Origin of the sequence: Streptomyces sp. NPDC012888, assembly GCF_042900645.1 — a bacterium.
Taxonomy (GTDB): Bacteria; Actinomycetota; Actinomycetes; order Streptomycetales; family Streptomycetaceae; genus Streptomyces.
The window spans coordinates 212913-228408 of sequence record NZ_JBIBBM010000004.1; the positions used below are offsets into that span (position 1 = coordinate 212913).

The window sequence follows — 15496 nt, forward strand, 5'->3', positions numbered from 1 at the left end:
CGGCGAAACCCGCCGTTCGGTGTGACCTACGTGACGGATCTCCCGCCCGGTCTGCATCTCCCGCCCGGGGAGGCGTAGCCTTTATTCCCGCTGTCCATACCTTGTGAAGCGGAAGAGGGCGGTTGCCGCCGTGTCGCCACAGTCCCCCAGTAACCCGAGTACCACGACCGAAGCAGCAGAGGGCGGGAAGAACCCTGCCTCAGGCTTCGGAGCCAACGAGTGGCTCGTCGACGAGATCTACCAGCAGTACCTCCAGGACCCGAACTCGGTCGACCGGGCCTGGTGGGACTTCTTCGCCGACTACAAGCCGGGGGGCGCTGCCGCTCCGGTGAAGGCGGAACAGTCCACGACGACGGATGGCGCCTCCGCACAGGCCGCCACCACCGCCGTCGCCGCGACCCCGGCTCCCGCCACGGCCGCTCCGGCCGCCCCGGCTTCCGACGCCCCGGCGACCCGGGTCACCGACGCCGCCGCCACGGGGGCGGCCGGCGCCACGACCTCCACCGCCGCCGCGACCACCGCCGCCGCGACCGCTCCCGTGTCAGCACCCGCCCCTGCTCCTGCCGACCCCTCTGGTGCCCCTGCTGTGACTGTCACCTCCCAGACCCCGGCCGCCGCTCCGGCGGTCCCCGCGCCCGCCGCCCCCAAGGCCGCGCCCTCCACCGAGGCCCCCGCGGGCCCCGAGCTGGTGACGCTCCGCGGCCCGGCCGCGGCCGTGGCGAAGAACATGAACGCCTCCCTCGACGTCCCGACGGCCACGTCCGTCCGCGCCGTCCCGGTGAAGCTGCTGTTCGACAACCGGATCGTCATCAACAACCACCTCAAGCGGGCCCGGGGCGGGAAGATCTCCTTCACGCACCTGATCGGCTACGCGATGGTCCAGGCCATCAAGGCGATGCCCTCGATGAACTGGTCCTTCGCGGAGAAGGACGGCAAGCCCACCCTGGTCAAGCCGGAGCACGTCAACTTCGGCCTCGCCATCGACCTGGTGAAGCCGAACGGCGACCGCCAGCTGGTCGTGGCCGGCATCAAGAAGGCCGAGACCCTCAACTTCTTCGAGTTCTGGCAGGCGTACGAGGACATCGTCCGCCGCGCCCGGGTCGGCAAGCTGACGATGGACGACTTCACCGGCGTCACCGTCTCCCTGACCAACCCCGGCGGCCTGGGCACCGTCCACTCCGTGCCCCGCCTGATGCCCGGGCAGTCCGTCATCATGGGCGTCGGCTCCATGGACTACCCCGCCGAGTTCCAGGGCACCTCCCAGGACACCCTGAACAAGCTGGGCATCTCCAAGGTCATGACCCTGACCTCGACCTACGACCACCGGGTCATCCAGGGCGCGGCCTCCGGCGAGTTCCTGCGGATCGTCGCCAACCTGCTCCTCGGCGAGAACGGCTTCTACGACGACGTCTTCGAGTCGCTGCGCATCCCGTACGAGCCGGTCCGCTGGCTCCGGGACATCGACGCCAGCCACGACGACGACGTCACCAAGGCCGCCCGCGTCTTCGAGCTGATCCACTCCTACCGGGTCCGCGGCCACGTCATGGCCGACACCGACCCGCTGGAGTACAAGCAGCGCAAGCACCCCGACCTGGACATCACCGAGCACGGCCTCACCCTGTGGGACCTGGAGCGGGAGTTCGCGGTCGGCGGCTTCGCCGGCAAGTCGATGATGAAGCTCCGCGACATCCTCGGCGTGCTGCGCGACTCGTACTGCCGCACGACCGGCGTCGAGTTCATGCACATCCAGGACCCCAAGCAGCGCAAGTGGATCCAGGACCGCATCGAGCGCCCGCACACCAAGCCGGAGCGCGAGGAGCAGCTGCGCATCCTGCGCCGCCTGAACGCCGCCGAGGCGTTCGAGACCTTCCTGCAGACGAAGTACGTCGGCCAGAAGCGGTTCTCGCTGGAGGGCGGCGAGTCGGTCATCCCGCTGCTCGACGCGGTCATCGACTCCGCGGCCGAGGCCCGCCTCGACGAGGTCGCCATCGGCATGGCCCACCGCGGCCGCCTGAACGTGCTGGCGAACATCGTCGGCAAGTCGTACGCGCAGATCTTCCGGGAGTTCGAGGGGAACCTCGACCCGAAGTCCATGCACGGCTCGGGCGACGTCAAGTACCACCTGGGTGCCGAGGGCACCTTCACCGGCCTCGACGGCGAGCAGATCAAGGTCTCCCTGGTCGCGAACCCCTCGCACCTGGAGGCGGTGGACCCGGTCCTGGAGGGCGTGGTCCGCGCCAAGCAGGACCTGATCAACAAGGGCGGCACGGACTTCACCGTCCTGCCGGTCGCCCTGCACGGCGACGCGGCCTTCGCCGGCCAGGGCGTCGTGGCCGAGACGCTGAACATGTCGCAGCTGCGCGGCTACCGCACCGGCGGCACGGTCCACATCGTCATCAACAACCAGGTCGGCTTCACCGCCGCGCCGACGTCCTCGCGCTCCTCCATGTACGCCACCGACGTGGCCCGCATGATCGAGGCGCCGATCTTCCACGTGAACGGTGACGACCCGGAGGCCGTGGTCCGCGTCGCGCGGCTCGCCTTCGAGTTCCGCCAGGCGTTCAACAAGGACGTCGTCATCGACCTGATCTGCTACCGCCGCCGCGGTCACAACGAGTCGGACAACCCGGCGTTCACGCAGCCGCTGATGTACGACCTGATCGACAAGAAGCGTTCGGTGCGCAAGCTGTACACCGAGTCGCTCATCGGTCGCGGCGACATCACCCTGGAAGAGGCCGAGCAGGCCCTGCAGGACTTCCAGGGCCAGCTGGAGAAGGTGTTCGCGGAGGTCCGCGAGGCCGCCACCGAGCCGGCCGCGGGCATCCCGGCCCCGGTGGAGCAGGCGGAGTTCCCGGCCGAGGTCGGTACCGCGGTGTCCTTCGAGGTCGTCAAGCGGATCGCCGAGTCCCAGGTCAACATCCCGGACAACGTCACCGTCCACCCGCGTCTGCTGCCGCAGCTGCAGCGCCGCGCGGCGATGATCGACGACGGCACCATCGACTGGGGCATGGGCGAGACCCTGGCCTTCGGTTCGCTGCTGATGGAGGGCACCCCGGTCCGGCTGTCCGGCCAGGACTCCCGCCGCGGCACCTTCGGCCAGCGGCACGCGGTGCTCATCGACCGGGAGACCGGCGAGGACTACACCCCGCTGCTGTACCTGTCGGACGACCAGGCCCGGTTCAACGTCTACGACTCGCTGCTGTCCGAGTACGCGGCGATGGGCTTCGAGTACGGCTACTCGCTGGCCCGTCCGGACGCGCTGGTCCTGTGGGAGGCCCAGTTCGGTGACTTCGTCAACGGCGCGCAGACCGTCGTGGACGAGTTCATCTCCTCGGCCGAGCAGAAGTGGGGCCAGACCTCCGGCGTCACCCTGCTCCTCCCGCACGGCTACGAGGGCCAGGGCCCGGACCACAGCTCCGCCCGCCCCGAGCGGTTCCTGCAGCTGTGCGCCCAGAACAACATGACGGTGGCCATGCCGACCCTGCCGTCGAACTACTTCCACCTGCTGCGCTGGCAGGTCCACAACCCGCACCACAAGCCGCTGATCGTCTTCACCCCGAAGTCGATGCTGCGTCTGAAGGCGGCGGCGTCGAAGGCCGAGGAGTTCACCAGCGGTTCCTTCCGCCCGGTGATCGGCGACTCGACGGTGGACCCGAACGCGGTCCGCAAGGTCGTGTTCTGCGCGGGCAAGGTCTACTACGACCTGGAGGCCGAGCGGGTCAAGCGCGGCGTCACGGACACCGCGATCATCCGCATCGAGCGCCTGTACCCGCTGCCGGGTGCGGAGCTCCAGGCGGAGATCGCCAAGTACCCGAACGCGGCGAAGTACATCTGGGCCCAGGAGGAGCCGGCGAACCAGGGTGCCTGGCCGTTCATCGCGCTCAACCTGATCGACCACCTCGACCTGGCCGTCGGCGCGGACATCCCGGCGGGCGAGCGCCTGCGCCGGATCTCCCGGCCGCACGGCTCGTCCCCGGCGGTCGGCTCGGCCAAGCGCCACCAGGCCGAGCAGGTCCAGCTGATCAACGAGGTCTTCGAGGCCTAGTCCCGGCGGTACGCCGCCACCGGCGATGCGGAAGGCCCGGCCCCCTGGGGGGCCGGGCCTTCCGGCGTCCGGTCCGGATCAGCCGCCCTGCAGGTGCGGCTGCGCGGCGCGTCCGGCTACTGCCGGCCGAGGTCACCCAGCGGCGCGCCGGCCGGGGTGGTCTGCCAGCCGAAGTCGTTCTTCGGCAGGGAGGCGGCGGTGACGGACTGCCAGCCGAAGTCGTTCTTCGGCAGGGCGGCGGTGGCCTGGACGGCGGCGGTGCCGAGCAGCAGGGATCCGGCGGCGAGGACGGTGACCGCGGCGGCCTTGGCGTTACGGACGGCGTTCATGACTGTCGACCCTTCGGTGGTGGCGCTTCGTGGACGGATCCGGCCCGCATCCCGCGGTGATTCGGTGCCGGTGTCGCCTGCCGGGCGGTGTTCCCTGCTGGCGAGAACTACTTTCGCCGCAGCTCGGAAGGGGTGGAAGGGCTTTCCAGTGGACCCAATGGTCCATGACCCAATGGGGCCAGCAACGGCACTTCGGCCCTGCGCAGGCCCCAGCCGGCCATCCCCTCATGGCACTCCAGGAGCCGCCGGCACAGCGCCGCCGCACGGTCCTCGGCCTCGTGCAGGGAGTCGGCCACCAGGAACACCCCGAGGACGGGATGGGGCAGCGCGTGCGGGTGGGGAGTGACGTGCTCGACGCCCTCGTGCGGGCGTGCGAGGGCGAGCGCGTACCGGGCGGCGTCAGCCGGGAGGGTCGTACCGGGCGGCGCGAGCAGCTGAGCGTGAATCAGGTACATGCTCCGAGGTTTGCAAGTGCGTCGCCCGCGGGCCAGAGCGCGCCGGTGGCCCGTTGTGGCACTGGACGGAAGGGGCCAACAGCGCTCCGGAGCCCTTCCGGCACTCCTCCGCGCGTGAAAGCGTGCGATTATCAGGACCAAGATCATGCAATGGGGGCGCGTATGTTGACCCTTCTGGGTCTCGACAGACAGACAGAGGCCGTCTACCGCGCGATGCTGGCGCATCCGCGTGCGGGGGTAGCCGAGATCGCCGACCGCCTGGGGGTGGAACGGGAGGCGGTCCGCGCCGGTCTCGACCAGCTGAGCGAGCTCGCTCTCGTCCGGCCGTCGTACGAGGAGCCGGGCCGGCTCCGCGCGGTCAGCCCGGACGTCGGCATGGAGATCCTGCTGGCCCGGCAGCAGGCCGAACTCGCGGCCCAGCAGCAGCGGATCGAGGCCTCCCGGGCCGCGGCCGCGCAGCTCATCTCCGAGTACGCCGACCTGCGCCCCGACTCCTCCGAGCCCGGCGTCGAGCAGCTGGTCGGACTGGACCGGATCCGTGAGCGGCTCAGCCTGCTGCACCGCGAGGTCGAGCACGAGGTGATGGTCTTCGCCCCGGACGGGGAGCAGACCCCGGAGAACCTGGAGGCCTCCCGTCCGCTGGACGAGGCCCTGCTCAGGCGGGGTGTGCGAATGCGTACGGTCTACCTGGACAGCGTGCGCAACAGCCCCCACACCGTCGCCTACGCGGAGTGGCTCAGCGAGCTCGGGCGGCAGGCGCGCACCGCGCCCACGCTGCCCATCCGCATGATCATCACGGACCGGTCCACCGCCGTGATCCCGGTCAACAGCGACGACACCGCGGCCGGCGCCGTGGTGCTCACCGGCCAGGGCACGCTCACGGCGCTGTGCGCGCTGTTCGAGAGCGTGTGGGAGACGGCGAAGCCGCTGGGCGAGCGCGGCCGCCGCGACGAGTGCGGCCTGACCGACACGGAGTCGACGGCGCTGAAGCTGCTGGCCGACGGGTTCACCGACGAGGCCATCGCGAAGCGGCTGGGCGTCTCGCACCGGACCGCCCGCCGCGTGGCGACGGGCCTGATGGAACGCCTGGGGGCGCGCAGCCGCTTCGAGGCGGGTGTGCGCGCCGTCCGGGAGGGCTGGCTGTCGTAGGTGCGGAGGGCCGGTCTCCCGGCCCTCCCCCGCCGCCGGCACGGCCCTACGGCTGGGGCTCGAAGTCCCAGTACGGGCGCATCCGCTGGCGGGCCGAGACCGTGTGGACGTGCTGGGGGCCGAGGGTGCGGGCCAGGGCGCGGATCGCCGCGTCCTCGTGCGCCTGGGCCTCCTCGTCCTGCTGCACCGCCCGCAGGTCCGCCGCCAGGGAGATCTGCAGGGTGAGGGACATGGGGTGGTCCGGGCCGAGCACCTGCTCGGCCGTGCGCAGGGTGTCGCGGTCGAGGGCCAGCGCGTCCTCGCGGCGGCCGGTGATGTTGCGGCAGCCGGCCGCGTTGACGGCGCAGCCGAGGGTCCACGGGTGCCGGTCCCCCATGGCGTTCCGCATCCCGACCAGCGCCTGTTCGCACAGGCTCAGCGCCTCCGTGCGCTCGCCCTGCGCGCGCAGCACCAGCCCGAGGTTGCCGACCGTGCCGATGCTGTACGGGTGGGCCAGGCCCAGCTGTGTCTGGTAGCCGCGGACCACCTGCTCGGAGAGCCGGCGGGCCTCGTCGATGTCCCCGTACTCGCGGAGGTACGTCGCGTAGTCCGAGGCCACCATCAGCGTCCACGGGAACTCCGCCCCGTGCACCCGGGTGGAGCGTTCCAGGACGCTGCGCAGCCGGGCGCCGGCCCCGGGGATGTCCCCGGACCTGCGCAGGCACTGCCCCAGGTTGTGCTCGGCCCGCAGGGTCTGCGGGTGGTTCTCGCCGAGCACCGCCGCGTTCAGCTTCAGCCCCTGCTCCTGGCGGGCCAGCGCCTCCCGGTAGCGGCCCATCAGCCGCAGGCCCATCGCGCAGCCGATGCCGCTGGACAGGGTGGCGATGTGCCGGACCCGCAGCACCCGTTCGCGGCGGCGCAGCGTGTCCAGGTCGGTCTCGTAGGACTCCTGGTAGCGGCCGAGCAGCCGCAGCACCACGGCCACGTTGTTCTCGGCGTTGAGGGTCATGACGTCGTCCTCGCCGAGCAGTTCGCGGTAGCCGGCGAAGCAGTGCTCCAGCAGCTCCCGGGCCTGCTCGAACCGGGCGGTGCTGAGCAGGACCGCCGCGTACGTGCTCAGGGCACGCAGCGTCTCCAGGTCGCGGTCCCCGCGTTCGGCGCGCAGCCGTTCGGCGACGGTGCGGCCGAGGAACTCGGCCCGGCGGTAGTGGCCGAGCATGCGCAGGGCGCCGCCGTAGTGGTAGCTGAGCTCGCGGACCTGGTCGTGGTCGTCGCCGAGCATGGCCCGCCAGGCGGAGTCGGTCTGTTCGGCCAGCCGCAGGCAGGTGCGGTACTCGCCGGCCAGCATGAGGTAGCGCAGGCAGTGCAGCAGGAAGTTCTGGATGCGCGGGTTGGAGCTGGCCGGCACCCCGGCCGGCTCCAGGTGCGGGATGAGTTCGGCGTAGCGGGGCCAGAGCCGGGAGTCCGTGGGCCGGCCGGGGTCGGAGGCCGCCAGGACCTGCCGTACGGCACGGGAGAGCGAGGCGGCGGTCCCCTCGTCGAGGTTCTCCCTGACGATGCCGTGCACCATGCGGTGGAGCTGGACGGTCTCGGTGCCGCCGCCCTCCTCCACCGCGAGGTCGGAGTACTCCAGCCGGACGACGGAGAACTGGACGAGCTTGTTCAGGGCCGCGTTCCAGCGGACCTGGTCGTTGATGAGCCCGGCCAGCTGCTCGGGCACGCCCTCGGCGGGGAACTCCCGGAGCAGTCTCAGCGGCACCCGGCCGGGGGCGAAGAACACGAACAGCCGCAGCAGGTCGAGGGCGTCGGGGAAGTTCTCCCGGACGTTGTTCAGCAGTATCGCCAGCGCGGTCGGGAAGGGCAGCGGATAGTCCTCGGAGACGGTCACCGCCTCCCGGGAGTCCAGCCGGCGCTGGAGCAGGGTCAGGTAGTCGCCCACCGGCAGGGCGGAGTCGGCGAGCCAGCCGGCGGTCTGGTCCAGGGCGAGCGGGTAGTCCTCCAGTGCCTCGGCGAGCTGGTCGGCCTCCTCTCCGGTCAGGCGGCGGGCCCGGCGGCGGATGAACGTGATCGACTCCGGCCGGGCGTACAGGGGCACCTCCATGACCTGGGTGTGCCGGGAGGCCCACTCCCGGTTCCGGGAGGTGATGATGACGTGGCCGGCGCCGGTGGGCAGCAGGTCGGCGAGGTCGTCCGGGCTGTCGCAGCCGTCGAAGACGAGCAGCCAGCGGGCGTACGGGGTGCCGCGGCGCAGCGCCTCCAGGACGGCCCGGATCTGCTCGCCGTAGCTGCCCGCGCCGCGGGGCAGTCCGAGGGCGGGGGCGAGGTCGGCGAGCCGTTCGCGCAGGGTGGGCCGGTCCTCGGCGGGCACCCACCAGACCACGTCGTACTCGGAGGAGAACCGGTAGGCGTACTCGGTGGCGACCTGCGTCTTGCCGACGCCGGACAGGCCGAGCAGGGTCACGGTGGAGGCGCCGGGCGGGGCCCCCGCGAGGGCTTCGCGCAGGTCGGCGATGACGTTGCTGCGGCCGGTGAAGCGCGGGTTGCGGCGCGGGACCCGTCCCCAGATCTCGGGCGGGTCGTTGGGGAACCGGGGGCCGCGGCGGCCGGTCTCGGCGCCGACCCGGTCGGTGGGCAGTTCGAGCCGGCGCAGTACCCGGTACTCGGCCTCGTAGGCGTCCAGCCCCCACAGGTCGGTCTTCTCCAGGGCGGCGACGGCGCTGGGCATGGGCGCGTCGGTCAGGCTGACGGCGGCGAACCGGTCGGGATGGGCTTCGGTGACCGTGCGGAGCGCTGCGTTCCATTCGTCTTCGGTGTGGGTGCCGGCCGACAGGTAGCGCTCGCTGAGCACCACCAGCACGCGGGCGCCGGCCCGGGCGAGGTCGTCGAGGGCTTCTGCCAGCCCGGAGCTGCGGTGGGGGTCCCAGCGCTGGAGGGTGACGCGGTGGCCGTGTTCCTCCAGCCGGTGGGCGATCCACACCGCCCAGGGGCGGTTGAACCCGGCGTAGCTGATGACGAATCGCTGTGCGGTCGCGGCGCTGGTGGTCATGCTGGCCGTCTCCCTGGTATCCGGGCGTGGACGGGGGGTGTGACCTGCGTGTCGAGAGACGAATGTAGCGCAGGGACGGGCGGCTCAACCGGCTGCGGAGGCGGCGAGTTCGGGGTGCGCCGCGCGCCAGGCGCGGCGTTCCAGGTCCAGGGCCCGGCGGGCGGTGGCGTGCTGGTCGCCGGGGGGCGCGAGCGCGTCCATGGCCTGCTCGGCCTCGATCATGGCGTCCACGAACTCCCGCCCGGCGGCGGTGAGTCGGGGCTCGTGGCGGAGGACGGGCAGGACGGCGGCGACCTGGGCGCGGCAGCGGGCGTGGCCGGCCCAGGCGGCCCGGGCTCCGTAGAGGGCGGCGCGCTGCCAGTAGCCGGCCAGGGCCAGGTGGGCGTGGGTGCCGTGCAGCAGGCCTTCCAGGGGGCGCGGGTCGGTGCGCCACGGGGCCCAGTAGCGGGGTGTGCGGTCGGCGGTGTGCAGGGGCAGTACGTCGGTGAGCGCGCCGAGTTTGCCGTGCTGGACCTCGTGGACGAGGGTGGCGGCGAGCGCGGGCGGGGCCTGGCCGCGGGCGAGGACGCTGCCGGCGGCGGCCGGGAGGGTGGCGCCCGCGGAGCGGGCACCGCCGGCCAGGGGCACCACCGAGCGGAGGAGTTCGCCGATCTCGCCCGCGCGGGCGGTGTCGTAACGCTCCAGCAGGGTCTGCGCGCCGGACCACTGGGTGTCCCACCGCTTGTGGCCCTTGGGGGTGAGCCGGCGGGCGGGCCGGACGCTGCCGGTGTGGGACGGGGCGCGGTAGGGGTCGAGGTCGTCGAGGACGGTCCGGCCGGTGGGCAGGGTGTGCAGGGGCAGCACGGCGGGGTCGTCGGGGTCCCAGGAGCGTTCGTCGAGGGCGGCCCGGCCGGGGCGGGCGGGCCGCAGGAGCCCGAGGGTGGGGAGGGCGACCCGGCCCTGCACGGGCCTCAGCACGGTCGTGAAGGGCAGGCCGGCGCGCAGGGCCGCGGCGGCCGCGAGGGCGCCGAGGTGCGCGAGGTCGGCGGGCGGGCCGTCCGGGTCGTGCAGCCGCCGCAGGGTCTCCTCGGCCCAGACGCCGGTGGCCGGGTAGAGCAGCACGTCGCGGACGGCGTCGGGGTGGTGGCGCTCGGCGGCCTCCAGCAGCTGCCAGTGGTCGTGGGTCTCGCCGGGGGGTGCGGCGTCGAGGATGGCGCGCAGTACGACGAGCCGCTTGGACCAGCGGACGTCCTGGACGAGACGGGTGCCCTCGGGGGACGGTTCGGTCCCGGCGAGGGCGCGCAGGGTCTGCCGGGGCACGGTGAGCGGGGCGAGCGCGACCGTGACGCCGGCCCCGCGCTCCCCACTCATCGGTCGGCCCCCCGGCCGAGGCCGGCGCCGGCGGCTGCGTCCGGTCCGGACGCGCCGGGCGGGGCCGCGGCGACGCTCCCCGCGGGCGGGACGAGCCCGGCTGGCGCGGTGGGCGCGGTGGGCGGGGCTGGTGCCGTGGTCGCTGCTCGGTGCAGGGCGGTGGCGATGTGCCGGATCAGCGCCTGGAGGTCGGCGCAGTACACGGAGGGCTGCCGGAATCCATGTCCGGCGCGGTAGCGGTGCGGGTAGTGGCCGCCGCCGCAGACCTCGACCAGCTCGCAGGAGCGGCAGGCGGCGGCGAGCGCGGCCCGGCCCAGCTGGCGGGCGACGAGTCCGGGGTGGTCGAGGAGGTCGTCGAAGCCGTGCCGGTCCAGGGTGAGTCCGGTCCCGGCGGCGCCCTCGTAGGCCGATTTCAGGGAGTCGGCCTGTTCGATGCTGCCGTCGGTCTCGATCACGGCGGTGGTCGCGGGGGCCAGTCCCAGCGATTCGGTGGCGGCGGGAAGTCCGAGCAGCAGGGCGATGATCTCCTCGAAGAGCCGGACGCGGGTGCGCCGGACCTCGTCGTGCCACCAGCGTTCGAAGACGGCGGTCAGCCAGTCCGCGTACGGGGTGGCCCCGGGCCGGGACCCGGGCGGCGGGGTGTTCCAGTTGGCCAGGGGGAGCAGCAGCCCGATGGCGGGCGGGGCGAAGCCGAGCAGGGATTCGTAGGTCTCGACCGGGTCCTGGGCGGGGTCCACCACGCACAGCACCCCGGCGTAGCTCTCCGGGCGGAGGGCGAGCAGGCGCAGTCCCCGGGCGACGGCGGCGAAGCCGGGGCGGCCGGAGTGGTCCACCCGGCGGGTGTTGTGCGCGGGCAGGCCGCCGTCGAGGCTGACGCCGACGCGGACGCCGGCGGCGGCCAGCGCGTCGAGGCGGCGGGGGGTGAGCAGGGTGCCGTTGGTCTGGACGGTGGCGGTGACCCGGGTGGCCGGCGCGCTTCGGGCCAGTTCGGCGCGGATGGCGTCCACGGGTGCGGTCAGGCGGCCGGCCGGGGCGAGCAGGGGTTCGCCGCCGTGCAGGACCAGGTCGACGCGGGCGGGCCGGTGGGTGGCTGCGTGTTCGGCGATCCGGTGTGCGGCGAGCCGGATCGTGGCGGGGGTCATGGCGGCGGGCCTGGCCCGCCAGCTCTGGTCGGCCATCCCGTACACGTAGCAGTAGGTGCAGGCGAGGTTGCAGCGGCTGCGGGTCTTCAGGACGAACTGCCGTACGGGGTAGGGGCGGTGGCCGGCGGCGCGGAGCGCGGGGACGTCCAGCCGGGCGTACGGCCAGGGGGCGTGGAGGCGGTGCGCGGGCAACACGGACTCCGGTGTGGTCGTGTGCCTCATCGCCTGTCCCTCCCGCTGCGGACGGTCCATCCCTGCCCTGCGCGGAGGTGCGGCTAACGGCGGAAAGTGGTCAACCCGGGACCGCGTCCGTCCGCCTCCGGCCGCGTCCCGCCGCGTCCCGCCTCAGTGGGCCGACCACGGGACGCGGCAGGTGGGCGGCCCCGCGGGCCGCGGCCGGCGCTAGTCGACGCCGGAGTCGAAGGCGTTGAGGATCTCCGCGGGGTGGGTGACGCGTTCCACCATGCTCTCGATCACCTCTGCGAGCACGGGGTGGTCGATGCCCCGCAGCGCGGCCAGGTCGAAGCCGGAGAGGTCCGGCAGGCCGCCGGCGCAGGCCGCCGTTCCGGCGGGGGCGCCCCCGTGTCGCTGATGCTTCGCCACCATCTGCTGCCCTGCCCCCTCGTGTGCCGTCCGGGCCGTGCGACCCACTGCCCTTTCCCGTGGCCGGCCGGGCGGAAACGGCCCGGCCCGGCCGCCGCCGTTCACCGGCCCCCCAGGGCGCGCACCCGTGCGAGGGTCGCCGCCCGCAGGTCCCGGTCGGTCTCCGCGTCCAGCGGCAGCCACAGCTCCAGCGCCGCCCGGTAGGCGTCCAGGGCCGCCCGGGGCCGCTCCAACCGCTCCAGCACCTCGCCGCGCAGCTGCTGTGCCCGGGCCGCGAGCCGGGCGGCGGGCTCGCCCCGGCCCGCCCGGTCGGCCTCCAGAGCGGCCCGCCAGGCCCGCCGGTAGGAGTCCGCGGCGCGGTCCAGCCGGTCCACGGCCCGGGTGCGGGTGTGGATCTCCCGCTGCACGTCGCCGTGTTCGCGCCAGGCGAGGGCCCGGTCGAGCGGGTCGTGACCGGCCCGTACGGCGAGCTCCAGCAGGTACTCGGCCTCGCGCAGGTCGACCAGGTCGCCCTCGTAGGCGTGGCGCAGCCGCAGCCCGTCGGCCAGCCTCAGCAGCCGCCGGGCCGCTCCCGGGTCGGACTGCGGGACGGCCGCCCGGCTGTCCCGCAGCACCCGTACGGCAGCCGAGGCGAAGCGGCGGCCGTCCTCGGCCCTGGCCCGCTCCAGCAGGACCTCACCCCACTCGGGCAGCAGCTCGGCGAACGCCTCGCCGTCGCGGGGCAGCAGCCGCCGGGCCCGCCCGTACGCCTCGGCGGCCGCTTCCAGCGCCTGGGGCGCGCCCCCTTGGGCGTACCGGGACCGGTGCACGCGGGCCAGGCAGACCAGCGCGGCGGGCATCAGTTCGGGTTCCCCGGCCGCCTCGGCCAGGGCTTCGGCGAGCCGCGCGACGGCCTCCTCCAGCCGGGCGGGCAGGAACCGCAGCGCCCCGGCCAGGTCCACCTGCGCCCGGGCGTGTTCGCGCCGGCTGCCCTTGCCGCCCCGGGCGGGCATCGCCCGCAGCCCCTCCCCGAGCCGGCCGGCGGCCCGCTCGGCCCAGGCCGCGCGACGCTCCGGGTCCTCCTCGTGTTCGGCCAGGGCGAGCAGGACCCGGCCCGAGGCCAGCAGCAGGGGGGAACCGCGGTCGGGCCAGGTCCGCCCCCCGCCGGTGTCGGCGCGCAGCGCGTCCACCCAGGCCTCCAGGGCGGAGTGGGCCCGGTGGAGCAGCTCCGCCTCGGCGCGGAGGGCGTGCAGCCGGGTGAGCGCCCCGGCGCGGCGGACCGCGCAGTCCACCTCGAACTCCCGGTCGCCGACGGAGCCGGGGCCCACCGAGGCGAACTCCCGCTCGGCGGCCGCGAGGAGTTCCGCCTCGCCGGCCGGCCCGGCGAGCCGGGCGCGTTCCGCCAGGACGCGGCCCAGCATCGCCCGGGCCCGCGGTCCGGGCAGCGGGCCGACCGCCGCCTCCGCCTCTGCCAGCAGTTCCGGGTCCCGGAGCAGGGTCCACAACCGCAGCAGGGCGCCGGCGAGTTCGTGTTCCGCCTCGCCGGGCGTCCCCCGGGCCGGCGGGCCGGCCGGGTACGGGCCCGGGTCGCCGGCCGCGCCGGCCGGGCCGCCCGCGCCGTTCGCGGCCACCGCGCGCCGGAGCATCGCCACCGCCTCGTGCAGCGCCCGCTGGCCGCCGTCGCGGTCGTACGCGGCGAGCCGGGCGCGGGCCGCACGTACGGCCTCGTCGCGGTCCGGGAGGGGGGTGGCGGAGGGGGTCGCGGGGCCGGGCGGCGGCCCCGGCAGGTAGCGGCTCACGACCTTGGCGGAGACCTGGGCGAAGGCCTGCGGCAGCGGGGACGCGGCCGCCCGGTGCCCCGGGCAGGGTTCGGGTGGCGCGTCCGGGCCGGGCTCGGCCGCCGGTTCGCCGGTGAGCTGGGCCGCCGCGAGCGCCGGGAAGTTCCGTACGCCCTGCCCGAAGTGCTGGAGCACGTACTCGGAGGCGTGCTTGAGCACCAGCGCGGCCTCGTCGCGTCCCAGCGGGCCCAGCAGCACCTCCTGCACCCCGGGCACGAACTCGTACCACTGGTCGGCGGTGCGCCGCAGCAACCCGCCGAGCAGCACCTCGGCCAGGTCGGAGGGCTCCGAGTCGGGCAGCATCGTCCGCTGCACCAGCCGCATCACCGGCAGGGTGAGCGGGGTGGCCGACAGGTAGACGGCCAGCTGCACGGCGCGCGGCGAGGCCGTGGAACGGAACCGGCGGACGAGTTCGAGCGGCGGGCGGGCGGCCCGGGGCGCGGGCGGCGCCGCCGCCGGGTGCCCGGCCAGCACCCGGCCGACCTCGGCGGGGACCGGCCCGGTGCCGAGCCCGGCGACGAGCCGGGCCCAGGCGCCCAGGGCCCGGGCGCTGGGCGGCAGCACGGGTACGGCCAGGCCCGGGGCCGGCCGGTCCGGCAGTGCGGCCCGCCCGGCCCGGAAGCCGAGCCCGCCCGGGACCCCCTCGACGCGGGAGAGGGTGCCGCGTTCGGTGGGCAGCCAGGTCCGGCCCCACAGCCGCTGCGGCAGCGGCTGGACGATGGCGGTCGGGGTGCACTCGGTCCACCGGTGCAGGAGCCGCTGCGCGCGGCCCTCCCGCCACATCGGGCCGGTGCAGTCGGAGACCACCAGGGTGATGCCGCGGCGGGTGGGGTCGCGCAGCTGGTCGGCGGAGCGGAGTCCGGTCCCGGGGGACGGGCCGCGGCCGACGGCCGGGGTGCCGTCCGGCTGCCGGTGCAGGAAGTGCGCCTGGACGTCGCGGAAGGCGCCGAGGCGTTCGCAGACGGCCCGGAGCTCGTCGAACATGTCCTGCCACACGGCCATGGACGGGGAGGCGTCCATCACCAGCCGGATGGTGGCCTCCCGTCCGGTCTCGGGCCGCAGGACGGGGATGACCTGGCCGAGGGCCCGGGCGCTGGCCTCCGCGGTGGCCGCCTCGTCCAGGACCATCCGGGCCGGCGGGCCGGGGGGCCGGTGCCGCTGGAGGGCGCGCAGGGCCCGCTGGATGTCGAGGATGCGGGGCAGGGCCGCCGCTCCGGGCACCCGTACGGGCAGGGCGGCGCCGCCGGGCGGTGGCTGTGCCGGGCCGCCGCGGGCGGTCGCGGGTTCCGGGGGGCCCGGCACGTACAGGGTGAGCGGGCCGTCGTCGCCGGAGCCCGGGGGCCGTCCGGTGGGGTCCGGTGGTCGTCGCCCGGCCGGCCGGGCGGGCCGGGCGGCGCGGTCGTCGTGGTCCTCGTCCTCCTCGCCGGTGTCCGCGGCGGGCGGGGCGCCGCCCGGGCGGTGTCCGGCGGCCCGGGCGGTGTGGCCGGCCAGCCAGAGCGCGTCGGCGAGTTCCTCGTCGGTCGGGTCGAGTCCCCCGGCCCGCAGGACGCCGACCAGCCGGCGCAGGTCAGGGACGGACAC

At 74.7% G+C, this 15496-nt stretch carries 9 protein-coding genes; 2 read left to right on the plus strand and 7 right to left on the minus strand.

The features are described from left to right. The first annotated feature begins 130 nt into the window (after window positions 1-130). On the plus strand, window positions 131-4045 hold the full coding sequence (locus tag ACFY61_RS08375; RefSeq protein ID WP_389468647.1) for a multifunctional oxoglutarate decarboxylase/oxoglutarate dehydrogenase thiamine pyrophosphate-binding subunit/dihydrolipoyllysine-residue succinyltransferase subunit: 3915 nt from the start codon (window positions 131-133) through the stop codon (window positions 4043-4045). A gap of 116 nt (window positions 4046-4161) precedes the next feature. Here the strand turns inward: ACFY61_RS08375 and ACFY61_RS08380 are convergent, their stop codons facing one another. Together ACFY61_RS08380 and ACFY61_RS08385 are read right to left on the minus strand one after the other, a co-directional pair. Beyond that, the gene (locus ACFY61_RS08380; RefSeq protein WP_389468650.1) at window positions 4162-4374 is read right to left on the minus strand and encodes a hypothetical protein; all 213 of its coding nucleotides are present in this window, start codon (window positions 4372-4374) and stop codon (window positions 4162-4164) included. A gap of 107 nt (window positions 4375-4481) precedes the next feature. After that, entirely contained in the window at window positions 4482-4829 is a 348-nt protein-coding gene (locus ACFY61_RS08385) for a hypothetical protein (protein WP_389468653.1), read from the minus strand. A 162-nt stretch (window positions 4830-4991) separates the two neighbouring features. Here ACFY61_RS08385 and ACFY61_RS08390 point away from each other — a divergent pair, with 162 nt between their 5' ends. Continuing rightward, window positions 4992-5978: a helix-turn-helix domain-containing protein gene (locus ACFY61_RS08390; protein WP_389468656.1), complete on the plus strand. Its 987-nt coding sequence runs from the start codon at window positions 4992-4994 to the stop codon at window positions 5976-5978. A gap of 46 nt (window positions 5979-6024) precedes the next feature. Here ACFY61_RS08390 and fxsT read toward each other — a convergent pair whose 3' ends face one another. From fxsT to ACFY61_RS08415, 5 genes are all read right to left on the minus strand, one after another. Then, the gene (fxsT, locus tag ACFY61_RS08395) at window positions 6025-9003 is read right to left on the minus strand and encodes an FxSxx-COOH system tetratricopeptide repeat protein (RefSeq protein ID WP_389468658.1); all 2979 of its coding nucleotides are present in this window, start codon (window positions 9001-9003) and stop codon (window positions 6025-6027) included. An 84-nt stretch (window positions 9004-9087) separates the two neighbouring features. Beyond that, window positions 9088-10353: an HEXXH motif domain-containing protein gene (locus ACFY61_RS08400; protein WP_389468660.1), complete on the minus strand. Its 1266-nt coding sequence runs from the start codon at window positions 10351-10353 to the stop codon at window positions 9088-9090. Further along, a complete protein-coding gene (locus tag ACFY61_RS08405; RefSeq protein ID WP_389468662.1) occupies window positions 10350-11717 on the minus strand; it encodes an FxsB family cyclophane-forming radical SAM/SPASM peptide maturase in 1368 nt (455 codons plus the stop codon). The genes ACFY61_RS08400 and ACFY61_RS08405 overlap by 4 nt, the downstream gene beginning before the upstream one ends. 180 nt (window positions 11718-11897) lie before the next feature. Then, window positions 11898-12101, minus strand: coding sequence for an FxSxx-COOH cyclophane-containing RiPP peptide (fxsA, locus tag ACFY61_RS08410; protein WP_389468664.1), 204 nt, complete (start codon window positions 12099-12101; stop codon window positions 11898-11900). A 98-nt stretch (window positions 12102-12199) separates the two neighbouring features. Then, on the minus strand, window positions 12200-15496 hold the full coding sequence (locus ACFY61_RS08415; RefSeq protein WP_389468665.1) for an SAV_2336 N-terminal domain-related protein: 3297 nt from the start codon (window positions 15494-15496) through the stop codon (window positions 12200-12202).